Here is a 16,174-nt window from a genome sequence, read left to right as displayed (position 1 = left end):
GCCCGCGCGACCCGTTGTGCCGCTTGGCACCGGGGCAGTGCTGACAGACGGCTGACTTGTCACCTGTCTCACCCATCGGTTGAACGGTTCAGTGACCGTCATAGACTCGTCGCGGTTACAGAGAGGTAACCGCTTCCTCTTAGCGCTACCAGCACAGGAGTCCAGCGTGACAACTACGAGCCGCCCCGTCGTCCTCATCGCCGAGAAGCTCGCGCCGTCCGTGCTGGACGTGTTCGGCGACGAGTTCGAGGTCCGCCACGTCGACGGCACCGACCGGCCCGCGCTGCTGGCCGCGGTCGCCGAGGCCGACGCGCTGCTGGTGCGGTCGGCCACCCAGGTCGACGCGGAGGTGCTCAAGGCGTCCGACACGCTCAAGGTCGTGGCGCGCGCCGGTGTCGGCCTCGACAACGTCGAGGTGCCCGCGGCCACCGAGCGCGGCGTGCTCGTGGTGAACGCGCCCACGTCGAACATCGTCTCGGCCGCGGAGCACGCCGTCGCGCTGCTGCTCGCGGTGGCCCGCCAGGTGCCCGACGCGCACGCCACCCTGCAGGACGGGCAGTGGAAGCGCAGCGCGTTCTCCGGGGTCGAGCTGCACGGCAAGACCGTGGGCGTGGTCGGCCTCGGCAAGATCGGCCAGCTGTTCGCGCAGCGCCTCGCCGGGTTTGGCACCACGCTCATCGCCTACGACCCCTACGCCTCGCCCGCGCGCGCCGCGCAGCTGGGCATCGAGCTGGTCGAGCTGGACGAGCTGCTCGGCCGCGCGGACGTGATCTCCGTGCACCTGCCCAAGACCCCCGAGACCAAGGGCCTGCTCAACGCCGAGGCGCTCGCCAAGACCAAGAAGGGCGTCATCATCGTCAACGCCGCGCGCGGCGGCCTGATCGATGAGGAGGCGCTGGTCGACGCGGTCCGCAGCGGCCAGGTGCGCGGCGCGGGCGTCGACGTGTTCGTGACCGAGCCCACCACCACGAGCCCGCTGTTCGGCGTGCCGGGCATCGTGGTCACCCCGCACCTGGGCGCGTCCACCGCCGAGGCGCAGGACCGCGCGGGCACCGATGTGGCGCACTCGGTGCGGCTGGCGCTGCGCGGCGAGTTCGTGCCCGACGCGGTCAACGTCGGCGGCGGCGTGGTCGGCGAAGAGGTGCGCCCGTACCTGCCGCTGACCCAGAAGCTGGGCGTCGTGCTCTCCGCGCTGGGCAACAAGGCGCCGACCTCGATCACCGTGCTGGTGCGCGGCGAGCTGTCCGCGGAGGATGTCGCGATTCTGCCGCTGGCCGCGCTGCGCGGGGTGTTCTCCGGCATCGTCGAGGACCAGGTGACGTTCGTGAACGCGCCGCGGCTGGCCGAGACGCTGGGCGTCACCGTCGAGGTCGCCAAGGAGAGCGAGAGCGTCATCTACCGCAGCCTGGTCACCCTGCGCGGGGTCTACGCGGACGGCTCGGTGATCACCGTCAGCGGCACCCTGTCCGGCCTGGCCCAGGTCGAGAAGCTGGTCGAGGTGCACGGCCGCTCGTTCGACCTGCGCGCCGAGGGCGACGTGCTGCTGCTGGAGTACCCGGAGCGCCCCGGCGTGATGGGCACAGTCGGCACCCTGCTCGGCGAGGCCGGGGTCAACATAGACGCCGCCCAGATCAGCCAGACCGGCGACGCGGACGCGGTCATGCTGCTGCGCGTCGACCGCGCGGTGGACGGCTCGGTCTTGGAGTCCATCGGCGCCTCGATCGGCGCGAGCCTGGTCCGCGCCGTGAATCTCGACTGAGATCGGCCGGGCTGACCGGGCTGACCGGAAAGTCCATTTACTGGGACGCGTTCCCGGCGCTCGCGGTGCCCGGATCGGTTGGCGAGCAACCGTTCCGGGCACCGTTCGTGTTTCCCGAACGACCGGAAAACACGTCGACACCACCCAGAGGGGTGGCGAGGTGCGGACACCGGACGACTTGCCGGTAGCCTTCGTTCGTCTACGAGGCCCTGATAGTTCGGGCCGATACCCCGGGAGGTGTGTGCATGCGGCTCGCGGTGATCCCAGGAGACGGGATCGGGCCGGAAGTGATCGCTGAGGCCCTGAAGGTGCTCGGTGAGGTCATACCGACCGCGGAGATCACCCGCTACGACCTCGGCGCGGCGAGGTGGCACGCGACGGGGGAGCTGCTGCCGGAGTCCGTGCTCGGGGAGTTGCGGGACCACGACGCGATCCTGCTCGGCGCCGTCGGCGACCCGTCGGTGCCCAGCGGCATCCTGGAGCGCGGGCTGCTGCTGCGGCTGCGCTTCGAGCTCGACCACCACGTCAACCTGCGTCCGGCGCGGCTCTACCCGGGTGTCAAGAGCCCGATCGCCGATCCGGGCGAGATCGACATGATCGTGGTCCGGGAGGGCACCGAGGGGCTCTACGCTGGCAACGGCGGGCTGTTGCGTAAGGACACTCCGCACGAGATCGCCACCGAGGTCAGCGTCAACACCTCCTTCGGCGTGGAGCGGGTCGTGCGCGACGCGTTCGCCCGCGCCGCCGCCCGGCCCCGCAAGCACCTCACGCTCGTCCACAAGACGAACGTCCTCACGCACGCGGGCTCGCTGTGGTCGCGCGTGGTGGAGGAGGTGTCGTTGCAGCACCCGGAGGTCACGGTCGCCTACCAGCACGTCGACGCCACGACCATCCACATGGTCACCGACCCGACCCGCTTCGACGTGATCGTCACCGACAACCTGTTCGGCGACATCCTCACCGATCTCGCGGCTGCGGTCACCGGCGGCATCGGCCTGGCGGCCAGCGGAAACCTCGACATCACCCGGCGCAACCCGAGCATGTTCGAGCCGGTGCACGGCAGCGCGCCGGACATCGCGGGCCAGGGCATCGCGGACCCCACCGCCGCGGTGCTCTCGGTGGCCCTGCTGCTCGACCACCTCGGCGAGGTCGAGGCGGCGCGGCGCATCGAGGCGTCGGTGGCCTTCGATCTGGCCACTCGGGACCACGCCTCGCCCGGCGGCACGTTCGCCATCGGCGACCGGCTGGCGGCCCTGGTGTCCTCGAACGCCAAGAGCGCCTGATCCGCATCCGGCACGTCCTGCCCGTGTGTCCCGTCGCCCCGATTTGGTGCGACGGGACACACGGGCAGGACTGCTCAGGATGTGGGAAACCGACTTGGTATGTGGAACGCCCCTGTGTGAGGATCGGGGCGTGTTCGCCGTGAGCATTATCGACGAGCGCGTCGGGTAGCCAAGCGACCAGCCCGGCGCGCAGACCTCTCGCATCCCAGCGGGGGGTCTTTTTGTTTTCCCAGAACGTTCCCGAGGAGCATCCCGTGACCCGCACGACCCCCGCAGGCACCCCGCTTGGCGACTCGTTCCACGTCTACGACACGACGCTGCGCGACGGGGCCCAGCGGGAGGGCGTCTCGTACTCGGTGGCCGACAAGCTCGCCGTGGCGCGGCTGCTCGACGGGCTGGGGGTCGGCTACATCGAGGGCGGCTGGCCGGGCGCGCTGCCCAAGGACACCGAGTTCTTCGCCCGCGCGGCGGCGGGGGAACTCGACCTCAAGCACGCTGCCCTGGTCGCGTTCGGCTCGACCCGCCGCGCCGGGACGACCGCGGCGGCCGACCCGCAGGTCCGCGCGCTGCTCGACGCGCGGGCCCCGGTGGTGACCCTGGTCGCCAAGTCCGACCGTCGGCACATCGAGTTGGCGCTGCGCACCGACGTGGACGAGGCGGTGGAAATGGTCCGCGACACCGTCTCCTTCCTCGTCGGCGAGGGGCGGCGGGTGTTCCTCGACGCCGAGCACTTCTTCGACGGGTACGCCTTCGACCCGGACTGCTCGCTGCGGGTGCTCGGCGCGGCCATGGAGGCCGGGGCGGACGTGGCCGTGCTCTGCGACACCAACGGCGGGCAGCTCCCCCTGGGCTTGGCCGACACCGTCGGCGAGGTCATCGCCCGCACCGGGTTCCGGGTGGGCATCCACTGCCAGGACGACACCTCCTGCGCGGTGGCGAACAGCGTCGCTGCGGTGCAGGCGGGCGCGAGCCACGTCCAGTGCACCGCCAACGGCTACGGCGAGCGCGCGGGCAACGCCGACCTGTTCGCCGTTGTCGGGAACCTGGTGACCAAGCTCAAGATGCCCGTGCTGCCCGAGGCGGGGCTGGCCGAGCTGAGCCGCGTCTCGCACGCCCTGGCCGAGATCGCCAACATCGCCCCCGACCCCCACCAGGCCTACGTGGGCTGGTCCGCCTTCGCGCACAAGGCGGGGCTGCACGCCAGCGCGATCAAGGTCGACCCGGAGCTGTACAACCACATCGACCCGGCGGTCGTCGGCAACGACATGCGGGTGCTGGTCACCGAGATGGCGGGCCGGGCCAGCCTTGAGCTCAAGGGCCATGAGCTGGGCGTGGACCTCGCGGGCCGCCCGGAGGCGGTCGCGGGAGCGCTGCGCAAGGTCAAGGAGCTGGAGGCGCGCGGCTGGTCGTTCGAGGCCGCCGACGCGTCCCTGGAGCTGCTGCTGCGCCGCGAGATCGCCACGGCGGACCCGTCGGACGCCGAGGCGGGCGACGCGTCCGCCCCGTTCGCGCTGGAGTCCTACCGGGTGATCCTCGACCACCGGGCTGACGGCGAGGTGGTGTCCGAGGCCACGGTGAAGGTCGACGTGGCTGGGCACCGGGTCATCGCCACGGCGGAGGGCATCGGCCCCGTGCACGCCCTCGACGCGGCGCTGCGCCGGGCGCTGGTGCCGCACCTGCCGTGGCTGGACGAGGTCGAGCTGAGCGACTACAAGGTCCGAATCCTCACATCGGGTGATGGCCACCGTGCAACCCCGCACGGCACTGAAGCCGTCACCCGGGTGTTGGTGCAGTCCACCGACCGCGAGCTCGAATGGACCACGGTCGGGGTGCACGGCAACATCGTGGAGGCGAGCTGGCTTGCCCTCTGCGACGCGCTGGCCCACAAAGCCCTGCGCGTGCGGTCGGAAGTCGGCATCGGCGGTCTGCGCCCGTAGACCGCCCGTGAGGCGAGGAGGGCAGTGGAGTGGGTCGGATCGGTCACTACGCCGCGATCGTGCTGACAGCCGGGGGGGTGAGCGCGTGCGCGGGCGGCGGAACCCAGCCGGGCGACGCCACCACCACCCCACCCAGCACCCCCGCGACCACCAGCGACGTGTGGGACAGCGCTGTGCGACCCGCTTCCGCCGCCGCCCGGGTCGGCACCCCGCAGACGTGCCCGATGCCGTTCGCCTTCGACGTCTCGGGCGGCTGGACACCCCGCCCGAATCCCCCGGCGGAGCCCCGCGACGGCTTGGCGGCGGCGTGCGACCTGGTCGCTGACCCCGCCTACCTGCGGGTCTGGATCGGCGCGGACGCGGGCAGTTCCCCACGCGGCGCGCTGGAACGCTTCCTGCAAGGCGAAGGCGAGATCACCGAGCCGCACTTCCGCGACACCCAGATCGGCAAGGGCTCCGGGGTGGAACTCACCTACGAGAAGCCCGGCGCCCAACGCGGCCGCGCTTTCGCCGTCGCGACCCCGCTGCGCACCATCGTGGTCGAGGTCGGCTCGGAGAACCCGGCGGACTATGCGAAGGCGCTCCCCGGCTACCTGCTCGCCAAGGACAGCCTCACGCCCATCGAACGCTGACCGACTTCTAGGGTAGGGCCGTGCTACTAGCTCGAATTGCCCACCCAGAAGGGGTCGCGTTCGTCGCCATCGAGGGCGACGGATCCGACCAGGTCGCCGCCGAGATCGCCGAGCACCCGTTCGGCAAGCCCACGTTCACCGGCCGCCGGTGGCCGTTGGCCGACACCCGGCTGCTCGCCCCCATCTTGCCCACGAAAATCATCTGCGTAGGCAAGAACTACGCAGACCACGCCCGCGAGATGGGCGGCGAGCCCCCGGAAAACCCGGTCATCTTCATGAAGCCGTCGACTACGGTCATCGGCCCCGCCGCCCCCATCAAACTCCCAGCCGACTCCACCCACGTCGACTTCGAGGGCGAACTGGCCGCCATCATCGGCATGCCCTGCCGAGACGTCCCCGCCTCCCGCGCCAAAGACGTCATCCTCGGCTACACCATCGCCAACGACGTCACCGCCCGAGACCACCAAAAGGCGGACGGCCAGTGGACCAGGGCCAAGGGCCACGACACCTTCTGCCCCCTAGGCCCCTGGATCAACACCACCGCAGATCCAGCAGACCTGGCGATCAAGACCACAGTGGACGGTGAGGTAAAACAAGACTCCCGCACCTCCCTCCTCCTGCACGACATCGCCGCCTTGGTCGAATGGATCTCCCGAGTGATGACCCTCCTCCCCGGCGACGTCATCCTCACCGGCACCCCAGCAGGCGTAGGCCCCCTCACCGAAGGCCAATCCGTCTCGGTAACCATCGACGGCCTAGGCACCCTCACCAACCCCGTGGTCAAGCGCTAACAGCCACACCCGAACCAACCCACACCTGACCCGGCCGGACCAGATCAACCCGCACCCCAGCCGGGCCAAACCCAACTGCACCCCTGCCAGGCCGAACCAACCCTGCCAGGTGCTCGATGGGGTGGAGTGGTTTCTTTGGGGGAGAAGGAAGATCGCTAAGCTGGCTGCGCGCGTGTGAGGCCGAAGGCATCCCACCCGTCTTTCACACGGCGATCTTCCTTCATAGGGGCCCCAAAGAAACCACTCCACCCCATCGAGCAACCCCACGAAAGCCCCGAAACCACTCACCCCATCGAGCAACCCCCCATCAACCAGCAGCAGCACGCCGAGCAAACCCAGGCGTAGGCTCAGGAATCACACTCCGCCCAAGCAACTGCGCCGGTATCCGCCGCAACAACGGCGTCCCCGTCAACACCCGCAACGGCAACGGCGGCCGCCCCGCCCCAGCGACCTCGACCTTCCCCTCCAACGCAGGCCGCAGCCCCCGAGCATGCAACATCCGCTGCAACGTTTGAATCGCCACAGTAGGCAGCAACCGCCGCCACCGAACCTTCGCGAGATCCCAAGTGGACACCGTCCCGCGCCGGATCGGCCCAGCCAGCATCCGCGCGGCCGCCACCCCATCCTGCACGGCCAGATTGATCCCCACCCCACCAATCGGCGACATGGCGTGCGCGGCATCCCCCAGGCACAGGAACCCGTCCAGGTGCCATCGCCGCAGCCGATCCAGCTTCACATCGAGCGTCTTCACGTCGTCCCACGAGCGCACCGCGTCCGCGCGGTCCGCGAGCCACGGCGCGACCTCGATCAGCTCCCGCACCATCCCCTCGACCGGAGTCCGCCGAGCCTCAGCGTCCGACCCCTTCCGGATCAACGTGGCCACCTGCCAGTAGTCCCCCCGGTCGATGAGGACAGCCGCCCGCGCCTTGCTGATCAGCCCCACGATCCCCGCCGGGTCCGACTCCAGCCGCGGCAGCCGAAACCACCACACGTCCATCGGCGTCGGATACGACTTCGGCCGCAGTTCCGCCGCCGCCCGCAAGAGCGACCCGCGCCCGTCACAGGCGACAGTCAGATCCGCCGTGATGCTCCCGGTCTCCCCGTCGCGGGTCCGATAAGTGACCCCGACAACGCGTCCGTTCTCCCGCAGCAGCCCGGTCGCCTCGGTCCGCATCCGCAGCCGGAACGTCGGCTCCGCCGCTCCCGCGTCGGCGAGCAGGTCCAGGAAGTCCCACTGCGGAACCATCGCGACGAAGTTGTTGGGCCCCGGCAGCGTCGTCAGGTCGGCCACCGTCGCCGCCCCGCCGCGGAACGGGACCTGCACCCGTTCGATGCGGCTCTGCGGCAGGGCGCGGAACCGCTCGCCCAGGCCTAGGTCGTCGAGCAGGTCGAGGGTCGGCGGATGCACCGTGTCGCCGCGGAAGTCCCGCAGGAAGTCGTCGTGCTTCTCCAGGACGGTGACCTCGATCCCGGCTCGCGCCAGCAGCAGGCCCAGCACCATGCCCGCGGGCCCGCCCCCGACCACACACACCGTTGTGCGTTCCATGACCCCTCCTCTTTTCAACGCCAGTTGAATAACTTGAGGATGCACCCAGGCTCCGGCTCGGTCAAGTCCCATCGGCAGGGATACGCTGATCCGGCCATGAGCACGCCACACGCAGACACCCAGATCCGAGCCCGCTTCTGCCCGTCCCCGACGGGCACCCCGCATGTCGGGCTCATCCGCACCGCCCTGTTCAACTGGGCTTTCGCCCGGCACGCTGGCGGCCGACTCGTCTTCCGGATCGAGGACACCGACGCCGCGCGCGACAGCGAGGAGAGCTATCACGCGCTCCTCGACGCGCTGCGCTGGCTCGGCATCGACTGGGACGAGGGCCCCGAGGTCGGCGGCGAGTACGGCCCCTACCGGCAGAGCGAGCGCGCCGACCGCTACGCCGAGGTCGTGCGCAAGCTGACCGAGGCGGGGGAGCTGTACGAGTCCTTCTCGACCAACGAAGAGGTCGAGGCGCGCCGCAAGGCCGCCGGGCAGGACCCGAAGCTGGGCTACGACAACGCCGACCGCGACCTCACCGAAGAACAGCGCGCCGAACTGCGCGCGCAGGGCCGCGAGCCGGTGCTGCGGCTGCGGATGCCCGACCGGGCGATCGGCTTCACCGACCTGATCCGCGGCGACATCAGCTTCCCCGCGGGCAGCGTGCCCGACCCGGTGCTGGTGCGCGCGAACGGCCAGCCGCTCTACACGCTGGTCAACCCGGTCGATGACGCTCTCATGCGGATCACCCACGTCCTGCGCGGCGAGGACCTGCTGCCGTCGACGCCCCGTCAGATCGCTCTTTACGAGGCGCTGCAGCGGGTGGGCGTCGCTGAGTTCACCCCGCACTTCGGGCACATGCCCCTCGTGCGCGGGGAAGGCAACAAGAAACTGTCCAAGCGCGACCCGCAGTCGAATCTGTTCGCCTACCGCGACCGCGGATTCGTCCCAGAGGGAATGCTGAACTATCTCGCGCTGCTCGGCTGGTCCATTGCCGACGACCGCGACATCTTCAGCATGGCCGAGATGGTCGCCGCGTTCGACATCGGCAAGGTCAGTTCCAATCCGGCCCGGTTCGACCTCAAGAAGGCCGAGGCCATCAACGCCGAGCACCTGCGCGCGCTGCCCGCCGCGGATTTCGTCCAGCGGGTGGTGCCGTATCTGGTTTCCGCTGGCGTGCTGCCCGAGACGCCGACGACGGCGCAGCTGGCCACATTGGACGCGATTGCCCCGATGGTGCAGGAACGCCTGATCGTGTTGTCCGACGCGGCGCCGATGGTGCGCTTCCTTTACGTGGCCGAGGAGGACTTCGTCCCCGAGGCGGACGCGGCGGCCAAAGTGCTCGGACCCGACGCCAAGCCGGTCCTCGACGCGAGCGTCAAGGTGCTGGAGGCGCTGCCGGAGTGGACGACCCCGGCCATTGAGGAAGCGCTCAAGACGGCCCTTATCGACGGCCTCGGGCTCAAGCCGCGCAAGGCGTTCGCCCCCGTTCGGGTGGCCGCGACCGGGCGCACGGTGTCGCCGCCGTTGTACGAGTCACTGGAACTGCTCGGACGTGACCGCACTCTCACTCGATTGCGGCGCGCTAACCCGTAACGCGGCAAGGAGATCCCGCGATAGAGTTCTTCAGCAGACTATCGCGGGCTTTCTTGCTTGACCGTGTCAGAAGCCGAAATATCACCTGTGCAGACGAATCGGGAAGCCCGCCCGGGCATCTAGCCTCGCTGGATGACTTCCGCGCTCGTGCCATTTCCGTCGCCCGCGACCACGTCCCGTCAGGGCGTGCCGAACCCGGCGCACGAGCCGCCAGCCATTCACGCGATCTGCCTGGATATCGATGACACATTGATCGATTTCACCGGGTCGGCCCGAATGGCGTTGTCGATATTGATCGGCCGGGACGACATGTGGCCAGCCTGGCAGCGCATCACCGACGAGCACAGCGCCATGGTCGTCGCGGGGGAGCTCGACTACGACTCCATGCGCCGGGCCCGCACCAAGGCGTTCCTGGCCGATCTGGGGGCCCTCATCGACGACGAGACCGTCGCCGTCCTCGAAGACCGCAGACTGGCCCAGATGAGCCAGGCGTGGCGGCTGTTCCCCGACGCAGTGCCGTGCCTGGACTGGCTCAGAGCGGCCGGTTTCAAGATCGCCGCCGTGACCAACGCCTCCGGCCCCCACCAGCGCACCCGCCTCGCGGGCTTGGGCCTGTCCCGCTTCTTCGACGCCGTGATCAGCGCAGGAGAACTCGGCGCCGCCAAACCCGACCCCGCCATATTCCACACCGCCTGCGCCGAACTCGGCGTGACCCCCCACGAGACCGCCCACGTCGGCGACCGCCTCGACCTCGACGCCATCGGCGCCCGAGACGCGGGCCTGCATGGCATCTGGCTAGACCGCGCAGCCGACCAACACGACCACGACGACACCCCAGAGGTCCCCGTCGTGGAAACCCTCGCCGACCTGCCAGAACTGCTCGTCAGCGAGTACCGGACCCCCGGCATGACCAGCGCCTCCGGCGTCCCCGACCCCCGAGGACAGGGGCCGATTTCTCGATCAGCGGGGTAGTGGTCTAACATCTTCTCCGGCGACAGGGACAGCGGTTCAGCACCAGAAGCAGACCCGCCCAACCTGAATGCCAATGGGGTATGGTGTAATTGGCAGCACGACTGATTCTGGTTCAGTTAGTCTAGGTTCGAGTCCTGGTACCCCAGCTGGAGCGTTCGATAGCAACCTGCTAAGCTCTCTCCAACGAAAAACAACTGAATGAAGTAGGCAAAGTTCCTGGCCCCGTCGTCTAGCGGCCTAGGACGCCGCCCTCTCAAGGCGGTAGCGCGGGTTCGAATCCCGTCGGGGCTACAGAGTGGGAGAGGTCTGAAAGCGGAAAGCGCTTTCGGGCCTCTTTCGCTATTCGCGCTGGGGGGCGACCCCCCAGACCCCCACGGTGCGTTCTCTTCTGAACCAGCGGGGCTCGCGCTTCGCGCATCGGGGGGAGGGGTGGGGGAGTAGGGGAGTAGGGGTGCGCGCATTGCGTGCGCTGGGGGAGTGTGGGTTGGGGGAGTGGGGGCTGGGGCCTAGTGCGGGGACTGGTGCCGGTGTGGTGTGGCTGGTTGCTGTGTCTCCATTGGTCGCTTGTGCTGTTTGGAGCGTGTGGGGTGCGGGTGTTGCCTGCGGGTGTCGTTGGTGTTTCGGGAGTGTCAGAAGAGGTCGGTGGGGTGGGGCTGTCCGCCTGAGGGCTAGTCGACGCAGCCACCCGGCTCGATCACTGTGCCCTGCCAGCCCTGCCTTCTCGCGCTTTAAAGCCAAAGCTGGCGCGTACGAGACGGAGTGGGGCACAGCGGTCCGCCCAGGCCAAGCGGTGGGTGGAGCACACCCGAGCATCTGTTAGGCCGAGCCAGCGCTCGCCCAGTGCTCGATGGGGTGGAGTGGTTTCTTTGGGGGTGAAGGAAGATCCCTAAACTCGCCGTGGTCGTGGGGCCGAAGGCTCCCCACCCGTCTTTCCCACGACGGGATCTTCCTTCGTAGGGGCCCCAAAGAAACCACTCCACCCCATCGAGCGGACCCACCAACCCAGCCCCCAGCCAAGCCCCAAGCCCCCAACGCGACCCCCGCAGATAGAACCGCCCTCACAGCCGGAGCGGTGAGGGCGGTGGGGAAAGGGGATTAGAGCCGGTTCTGGAGGGCGTCGGCGGCGGCTAGGAGGTCAGCGGCCCAGCGGGCGCCGGGGCGGCGGCCCATGCGGTCGATGGGACCGCTGACGGAGACGGCGGCGACCACTGTGCCGGAGGCGTCACGCACGGGAGCGGAGACGCTGGCGACGCCTGGTTCGCGTTCTGCGACGCTTTGGGCCCAGCCCCGGCGTCTTACCTCCAGGAGGGCGCGTTCGCCGAAGACGGCGTCGGTGAGGAGGCTGCGTTGGGTGGCTGGGTCGGCCCAGGCGGCCAGGACTTTCGCGCCGGAGCCCGCGGTCATGGGCAGGCGGGTGCCCACGGGGACGGTGTCGCGCAGGCCGCTGGGGGGTTCGGCGGAGCAGACGCAGATTCGGTGCAGGCCGTCGCGGCGGTAGAGCTGGACGCTTTCGCCGGTGCGGTCGCGCAGCCTGGGCAGGACCGAGGTCGCCGCGTCGAGCAGGGGGTCGGTCGCGCCGCCCGCCAGTTCGGCCAGCGCGGCGCCGGGGCGCCATCTGCCGTCGGACCCTCTGCGCAGGAGGCGGTGCACCTCCAAGCCGACCGCCAGCCGATGGGCCGTGGCCCGGGGCAGGCCGGTCTTGGCGCACAACTCCGCCAGGCCGCAGGGCTCCTTGGCCACCGCCTGCAGTACCGCCATTGCCTTGTCCAGAACTCCGATGCCGCTATGCTGTCCCACGTCTCGATACTACTTTCCCGTTATGTGGGAAGTCCAGTCCGTGGGAAGCTGATGGTGATGGGCGATGGCCAAAACGCTCGCCGAAAAGGTGTGGGACCAGCACGTGGTGCGTCGCGGCAGCGGCGCCGAACCTGATCTGCTCTACATCGACCTGCATCTCGTGCACGAGGTGACCAGCCCGCAGGCCTTCGACGGCTTGCGGCTCGCCGGGCGGCCGGTGCGCAGGCCGGATCTGACCATAGCGACAGAAGACCACAACGTGCCGACGGTGGGGATCGACCTTCCCATCGCCGACCCGGTCTCGCGCACCCAGGTGGAGACGCTGCGCCGCAACTGCGCCGAGTTCGGCGTGCGGCTGCACCCCATGGGCGACGTCGAGCAGGGCATCGTGCACGTGGTCGGGCCGCAGCTCGGGCTCACCCAGCCCGGTATGACCGTGGTGTGCGGCGACAGCCACACCTCCACGCACGGCGCGTTCGGCGCGCTCGCGTTCGGCATCGGCACCTCCGAGGTCGAGCACGTGCTCGCCACGCAGACGCTGCCGTTGCGCCCCTTCAAGACCATGGCCATCACCGTCGAGGGCGAACTGCGCCCCGGCGTCACCGCCAAGGACGTCATCCTCGCGGTGATCGCGAAAATCGGCACCGGCGGCGGCCAGGGCTACGTGTTGGAGTACCGCGGCTCGGCCATCGAGAAGCTGTCGATGGAAGCGCGGATGACCGTGTGCAACATGTCGATCGAGGCGGGCGCGCGGGCCGGGATGATCGCCCCGGACGAGACGACCTTCGCTTATCTCAAGGGTCGCCCGCACGCGCCCCAGGGCGCGGACTGGGACGCCGCGGTGGCCGACTGGCGCGAGTTGCGCACCGACGAGGGCGCGACGTTCGACGCCGAGGTCGTGCTCGACGCCGCGGAGCTGACTCCGTTCGTCACTTGGGGAACCAACCCGGGGCAGGGCCTGCCGCTGTCCGCGGCGATCCCCGACCCGGAGCAGATCGTTGACGAGAACGAGCGCGTGGCCGCTGAGAAGGCCCTGTCGTACATGGATCTCACTCCCGGCACGCCGCTGCGCGAGATCAGCGTCGACACGGTGTTCCTGGGCTCGTGCACCAACGGCCGCATCGAGGACCTGCGCGCCGCGGCGGACGTCATCCGCGGCAGGCACGTCGCCGACGGGGTGCGGATGCTGGTGGTGCCCGGCTCGATGCGGGTGCGCGCGCAGGCCGAGTCCGAGGGGCTGGACAAGGTGTTCCTCGCCGCGGGCGCGGAGTGGCGGCAGGCTGGCTGCTCGATGTGCCTTGGCATGAACCCCGACCAGCTCGCCCCCGGCGAGCGCAGCGCGTCCACATCGAACCGCAACTTCGAGGGCAGGCAGGGCAAGGGCGGGCGCACCCACCTGGTCTCGCCGCTGGTCGCCGCGGCCACCGCGGTGCGCGGCACGCTTTCCTCGCCCGAGGACCTCGCCCCCGCCGCCACCAGCACCGACGACCGGAACTGAGGTATCGACACCATGGAGCCGTTCACCACGCACACCGGGGTCGGGGTGCCGCTGCGCCGGTCCAACGTGGACACCGACCAGATCATCCCCGCCGTCTACCTCAAGCGGGTCAGCCGCACCGGGTTCGAGGACGGGTTGTTCGCGGCTTGGCGAAACGACGAGCACTTCGTGCTGAACCAGGAGCCCTACCGGGCGGGCAGCGTCCTGGTCGCTGGCCCCGACTTCGGCACCGGGTCGTCGCGCGAGCACGCCGTCTGGGCGTTGTCCGACTACGGGTTCCGGGTGGTCATCTCCGCCCGCTTCGCCGACATCTTCCGCGGCAACGCGGGCAAGCAGGGCCTCGTGGCCGCCCAGTGCGAGCAGTCCGACATCGAACTGTTGTGGAAGTTGCTCGAAGCCGAGCCTGGGACGCAGATCACTGTCGACCTGGTCGAAAAGACCGTCCGCGCCAAGGACTTCACCGCGCCGTTCTTCGTGGACGACTACACCCGCTGGCGGTTGCTCGAAGGGCTGGACGACATCGCCCTGACCCTGCGCCATGTCGCCGAGATCGACGCGTTCGAGCAGGCCAGGCCCTCGTGGAAGCCGGTGACGACCCCGCTTCCGACCGCCTGACCCCCGGGCCGGATTCCCCTTTCCCGAAGGGGGATCCGGCCCGCTCTCCGTCAGCCACAACCCAACGCCGCCACCCCGCGCGACGCCCGAAAACCAGCGTTTCGGTCCCCCGAGTGGACGCCGACACCGCATGACGCAAGGAAAAATCGGGCGCGTCGCGTGGAAATCGCGCGCATTTGGGCCTATCTTGGCGAGAAGTCGGCCGAGTTCGGCCGTTAACGGCAGTGTGGCTCTCTTACGGAGGACTGAAGGGTGAACAAGGCCCAACTCATCGAGGCGTTGTCCGAGCGCCTTGGCGACAAGAAGGCCGCAGGCGCTGCGGTCGACGGTCTCGTCGACGTGATCGTTCGCACGGTCAACAAGGGCGAGAAGGTCAACATCACCGGCTTCGGCGTGTTCGAGAAGCGCGCCCGTGCTGCCCGTACCGCGCGCAACCCGCGCACCGGCGAGACGGTGAAGGTCAAGAAGACGAACGTGCCCGCGTTCCGCGCCGGGACCATGTTCAAGGAGGTCGTGAGCGGGGCGAAGAAGCTGCCCAAGGTGGCGGCCACCCGCGCGGCCGCGGGCACCACCGCGCGCGGCACGGCGGCGTCCACTCGCGCGGCGGGCACCACCACCCGCGCGGCGTCCACTCGCACCGCGGCCCCCAAGCCCGCGGCCGCGACCACGCGCAGCACCACCACGCGCACCCGTGCGGCAGCGGCAAAGCCCGCCACGACGGCGGCGAAGCCCGCCACCACCACCCGCACCCGCGCGGCGGCGGCCAAGCCCGCGGCCACCAAGACCGCGGCGGCCCCCAAGGCCACCACCACGAAGACGGCGGCCCCCAAGGCCACCCCGGCCAAGAAGGCCACCCCCGCAGCGGCGAAGACCACCGCCACCAAGAAGACAACGGCCGCCAAGAGCACCACCCCCAAGGCGACCGCCAGCACCACCCCGGCGCCCAAGAAGGCCACCACCCGCAAGAAGTAGTGGCCACCAGGCACCAAAAGCACCTCGCGAGAGCCCCGCACGCTTCCCCCGTGCGGGGCTCTCGCGTATCCGGGCAAGAACAGGACGACGCTCGGTAGAAGTCATTGCGCGGCAGGCAAGGAAGCCACAAAGCAGGGAAGGCCGGACAGGCAGGAAGAAGGCAAGGAAGACCGAACGGCTCGCAGGCGGACAGGCAGACTGCTTTGCGGCCTTAGCGGGGCAGACAGCCGCCTGCGGACTTAGCCGGACAGGGCGAGAAGACGCCCGGCACGCTGGGCGGGCAGTCCGCTTGGCGGGCGTGGTGTGGCAGGCGAACAGATGGCCTGACGAGTTCGGTGGGGCGCGGGTAGGCAGAGGGTTGGCATGCTGCGCCCACAGACCGCTTAACGAGCATGCAGGACAGGGCAGACGGCCTGACAGGCTCGGTAAGGCAGAAGCGGACAGCGGATCGGCACGCAGGGCAGACAGACAACCTGGCGAGCAAGGGCAGCCACGGCAGACCAGCGGCCTTAACTCGCGTAACAGTGCCAGGCTTGCCAGCCAAAGCCATGGCAGGCAGGCCAGCAGGCGCGAGCCAGCCTAGGCAGGCCAGACCATCCTCAAAGATTGCCTAGGCAGCAAAGCCGCGAGCGAGCGCGACAAGCGGTGTCAGTGCCCGTACACGTCACCGTTCACCCGAACAGACCGCACACAAGCCCCTGCCAGGCCGCACCCGAGCCTGCCAGGTGCTCGATGGGGTGGAGTGGTTTCTTTGGGGGTGAAGGAAGATCCCTAAACTCGCCGTGGTCGTG

Annotated in this window: 12 protein-coding genes and 2 tRNA genes; 12 read left to right on the top strand and 2 right to left on the bottom strand. The window is 69.5% G+C overall.

Annotated features, from left to right (window positions below; translation table 11 throughout):
• Window positions 1-166 precede the first annotated feature (166 nt).
• From serA to ACZ6SD_RS28275, 5 genes are all read left to right on the top strand, one after another.
• Window positions 167-1,759, top strand: coding sequence for a phosphoglycerate dehydrogenase (gene serA / locus ACZ6SD_RS28295; RefSeq protein WP_465320051.1), 1,593 nt, complete (start codon window positions 167-169; stop codon window positions 1,757-1,759).
• Window positions 1,760-2,004: 245 nt separating this feature from the next.
• Complete coding sequence (locus ACZ6SD_RS28290; protein ID WP_465320050.1) at window positions 2,005-3,042, top strand: 3-isopropylmalate dehydrogenase; 1,038 nt, start codon at window positions 2,005-2,007, stop codon at window positions 3,040-3,042.
• Between the two features lie 254 nt (window positions 3,043-3,296).
• Window positions 3,297-4,979: a citramalate synthase gene (cimA, locus tag ACZ6SD_RS28285; protein ID WP_465320049.1), complete on the top strand. Its 1,683-nt coding sequence runs from the start codon at window positions 3,297-3,299 to the stop codon at window positions 4,977-4,979.
• A gap of 29 nt (window positions 4,980-5,008) precedes the next feature.
• Window positions 5,009-5,611: a lipoprotein gene (locus tag ACZ6SD_RS28280; RefSeq protein WP_465320048.1), complete on the top strand. Its 603-nt coding sequence runs from the start codon at window positions 5,009-5,011 to the stop codon at window positions 5,609-5,611.
• Window positions 5,612-5,631: 20 nt separating this feature from the next.
• Window positions 5,632-6,402 carry a fumarylacetoacetate hydrolase family protein gene (locus tag ACZ6SD_RS28275; protein ID WP_465320047.1) on the top strand — a complete coding sequence of 257 codons (771 nt, stop codon included), beginning with the start codon at window positions 5,632-5,634 and terminating at the stop codon, window positions 6,400-6,402.
• A 307-nt stretch (window positions 6,403-6,709) separates the two neighbouring features.
• On the opposite strand, the gene ACZ6SD_RS28270 is transcribed toward ACZ6SD_RS28275, so the two are convergent.
• Entirely contained in the window at window positions 6,710-7,948 is a 1,239-nt protein-coding gene (locus tag ACZ6SD_RS28270; RefSeq protein ID WP_465320046.1) for an FAD-dependent oxidoreductase, read from the bottom strand.
• A 96-nt stretch (window positions 7,949-8,044) separates the two neighbouring features.
• On the opposite strand from ACZ6SD_RS28270, the gene gltX reads away from it, so the two are divergent.
• The 4 genes from gltX (at window position 8,045) to ACZ6SD_RS28250 (ending at window position 10,792) form a co-directional block, all read left to right on the top strand.
• Window positions 8,045-9,529, top strand: a complete 1,485-nt coding sequence (gene gltX, locus ACZ6SD_RS28265) for a glutamate--tRNA ligase (RefSeq protein WP_465320045.1) — start codon at window positions 8,045-8,047, stop codon at window positions 9,527-9,529.
• 132 nt (window positions 9,530-9,661) lie between these two features.
• Window positions 9,662-10,501: an HAD family hydrolase gene (locus tag ACZ6SD_RS28260; RefSeq protein WP_465320044.1), complete on the top strand. Its 840-nt coding sequence runs from the start codon at window positions 9,662-9,664 to the stop codon at window positions 10,499-10,501.
• 74 nt (window positions 10,502-10,575) lie between these two features.
• Window positions 10,576-10,647: transfer RNA gene (locus ACZ6SD_RS28255), tRNA-Gln, on the top strand.
• A 72-nt stretch (window positions 10,648-10,719) separates the two neighbouring features.
• Window positions 10,720-10,792, top strand: a tRNA-Glu gene (locus ACZ6SD_RS28250).
• Between the two features lie 804 nt (window positions 10,793-11,596).
• Here the strand turns inward: ACZ6SD_RS28250 and ACZ6SD_RS28245 are convergent.
• Window positions 11,597-12,298 carry an IclR family transcriptional regulator gene (locus ACZ6SD_RS28245; RefSeq protein ID WP_465320043.1) on the bottom strand — a complete coding sequence of 234 codons (702 nt, stop codon included), beginning with the start codon at window positions 12,296-12,298 and terminating at the stop codon, window positions 11,597-11,599.
• A 64-nt stretch (window positions 12,299-12,362) separates the two neighbouring features.
• Here ACZ6SD_RS28245 and leuC point away from each other — a divergent pair, with 64 nt between their 5' ends.
• The 3 genes from leuC to ACZ6SD_RS28230 all read left to right on the top strand — a co-directional run bounded on the left by leuC (window position 12,363) and on the right by ACZ6SD_RS28230 (window position 15,383).
• Window positions 12,363-13,796 (top strand): 3-isopropylmalate dehydratase large subunit, encoded by a 1,434-nt coding sequence (gene leuC, locus ACZ6SD_RS28240; RefSeq protein ID WP_465320042.1) that lies wholly within the window; start codon window positions 12,363-12,365, stop codon window positions 13,794-13,796.
• Between the two features lie 12 nt (window positions 13,797-13,808).
• Window positions 13,809-14,411 carry a 3-isopropylmalate dehydratase small subunit gene (gene leuD / locus ACZ6SD_RS28235; RefSeq protein WP_465320041.1) on the top strand — a complete coding sequence of 201 codons (603 nt, stop codon included), beginning with the start codon at window positions 13,809-13,811 and terminating at the stop codon, window positions 14,409-14,411.
• Between the two features lie 252 nt (window positions 14,412-14,663).
• On the top strand, window positions 14,664-15,383 hold the full coding sequence (locus ACZ6SD_RS28230) for an HU family DNA-binding protein (RefSeq protein ID WP_465320040.1): 720 nt from the start codon (window positions 14,664-14,666) through the stop codon (window positions 15,381-15,383).
• Window positions 15,384-16,174: the final 791 nt, after the last annotated feature.

This window comes from Actinokineospora sp. NPDC051303 (assembly GCF_055586285.1).
This window is presented reverse-complemented; position numbering and strand designations above follow the sequence as displayed.

Coding starts and splice junctions, on each gene's coding strand:
- ACZ6SD_RS28270 (WP_465320046.1), bottom strand. CDS start 7,948: ATGGAACGCACAACGGTGTGTGTGGTCGGGGGCGGGCCCGCGGGCATG.
- ACZ6SD_RS28260 (WP_465320044.1), top strand. CDS start 9,662: ATGACTTCCGCGCTCGTGCCATTTCCGTCGCCCGCGACCACGTCCCGT.
- ACZ6SD_RS28290 (WP_465320050.1), top strand. CDS start 2,005: ATGCGGCTCGCGGTGATCCCAGGAGACGGGATCGGGCCGGAAGTGATC.
- gltX (WP_465320045.1), top strand. CDS start 8,045: ATGAGCACGCCACACGCAGACACCCAGATCCGAGCCCGCTTCTGCCCG.
- leuC (WP_465320042.1), top strand. CDS start 12,363: ATGGCCAAAACGCTCGCCGAAAAGGTGTGGGACCAGCACGTGGTGCGT.
- leuD (WP_465320041.1), top strand. CDS start 13,809: ATGGAGCCGTTCACCACGCACACCGGGGTCGGGGTGCCGCTGCGCCGG.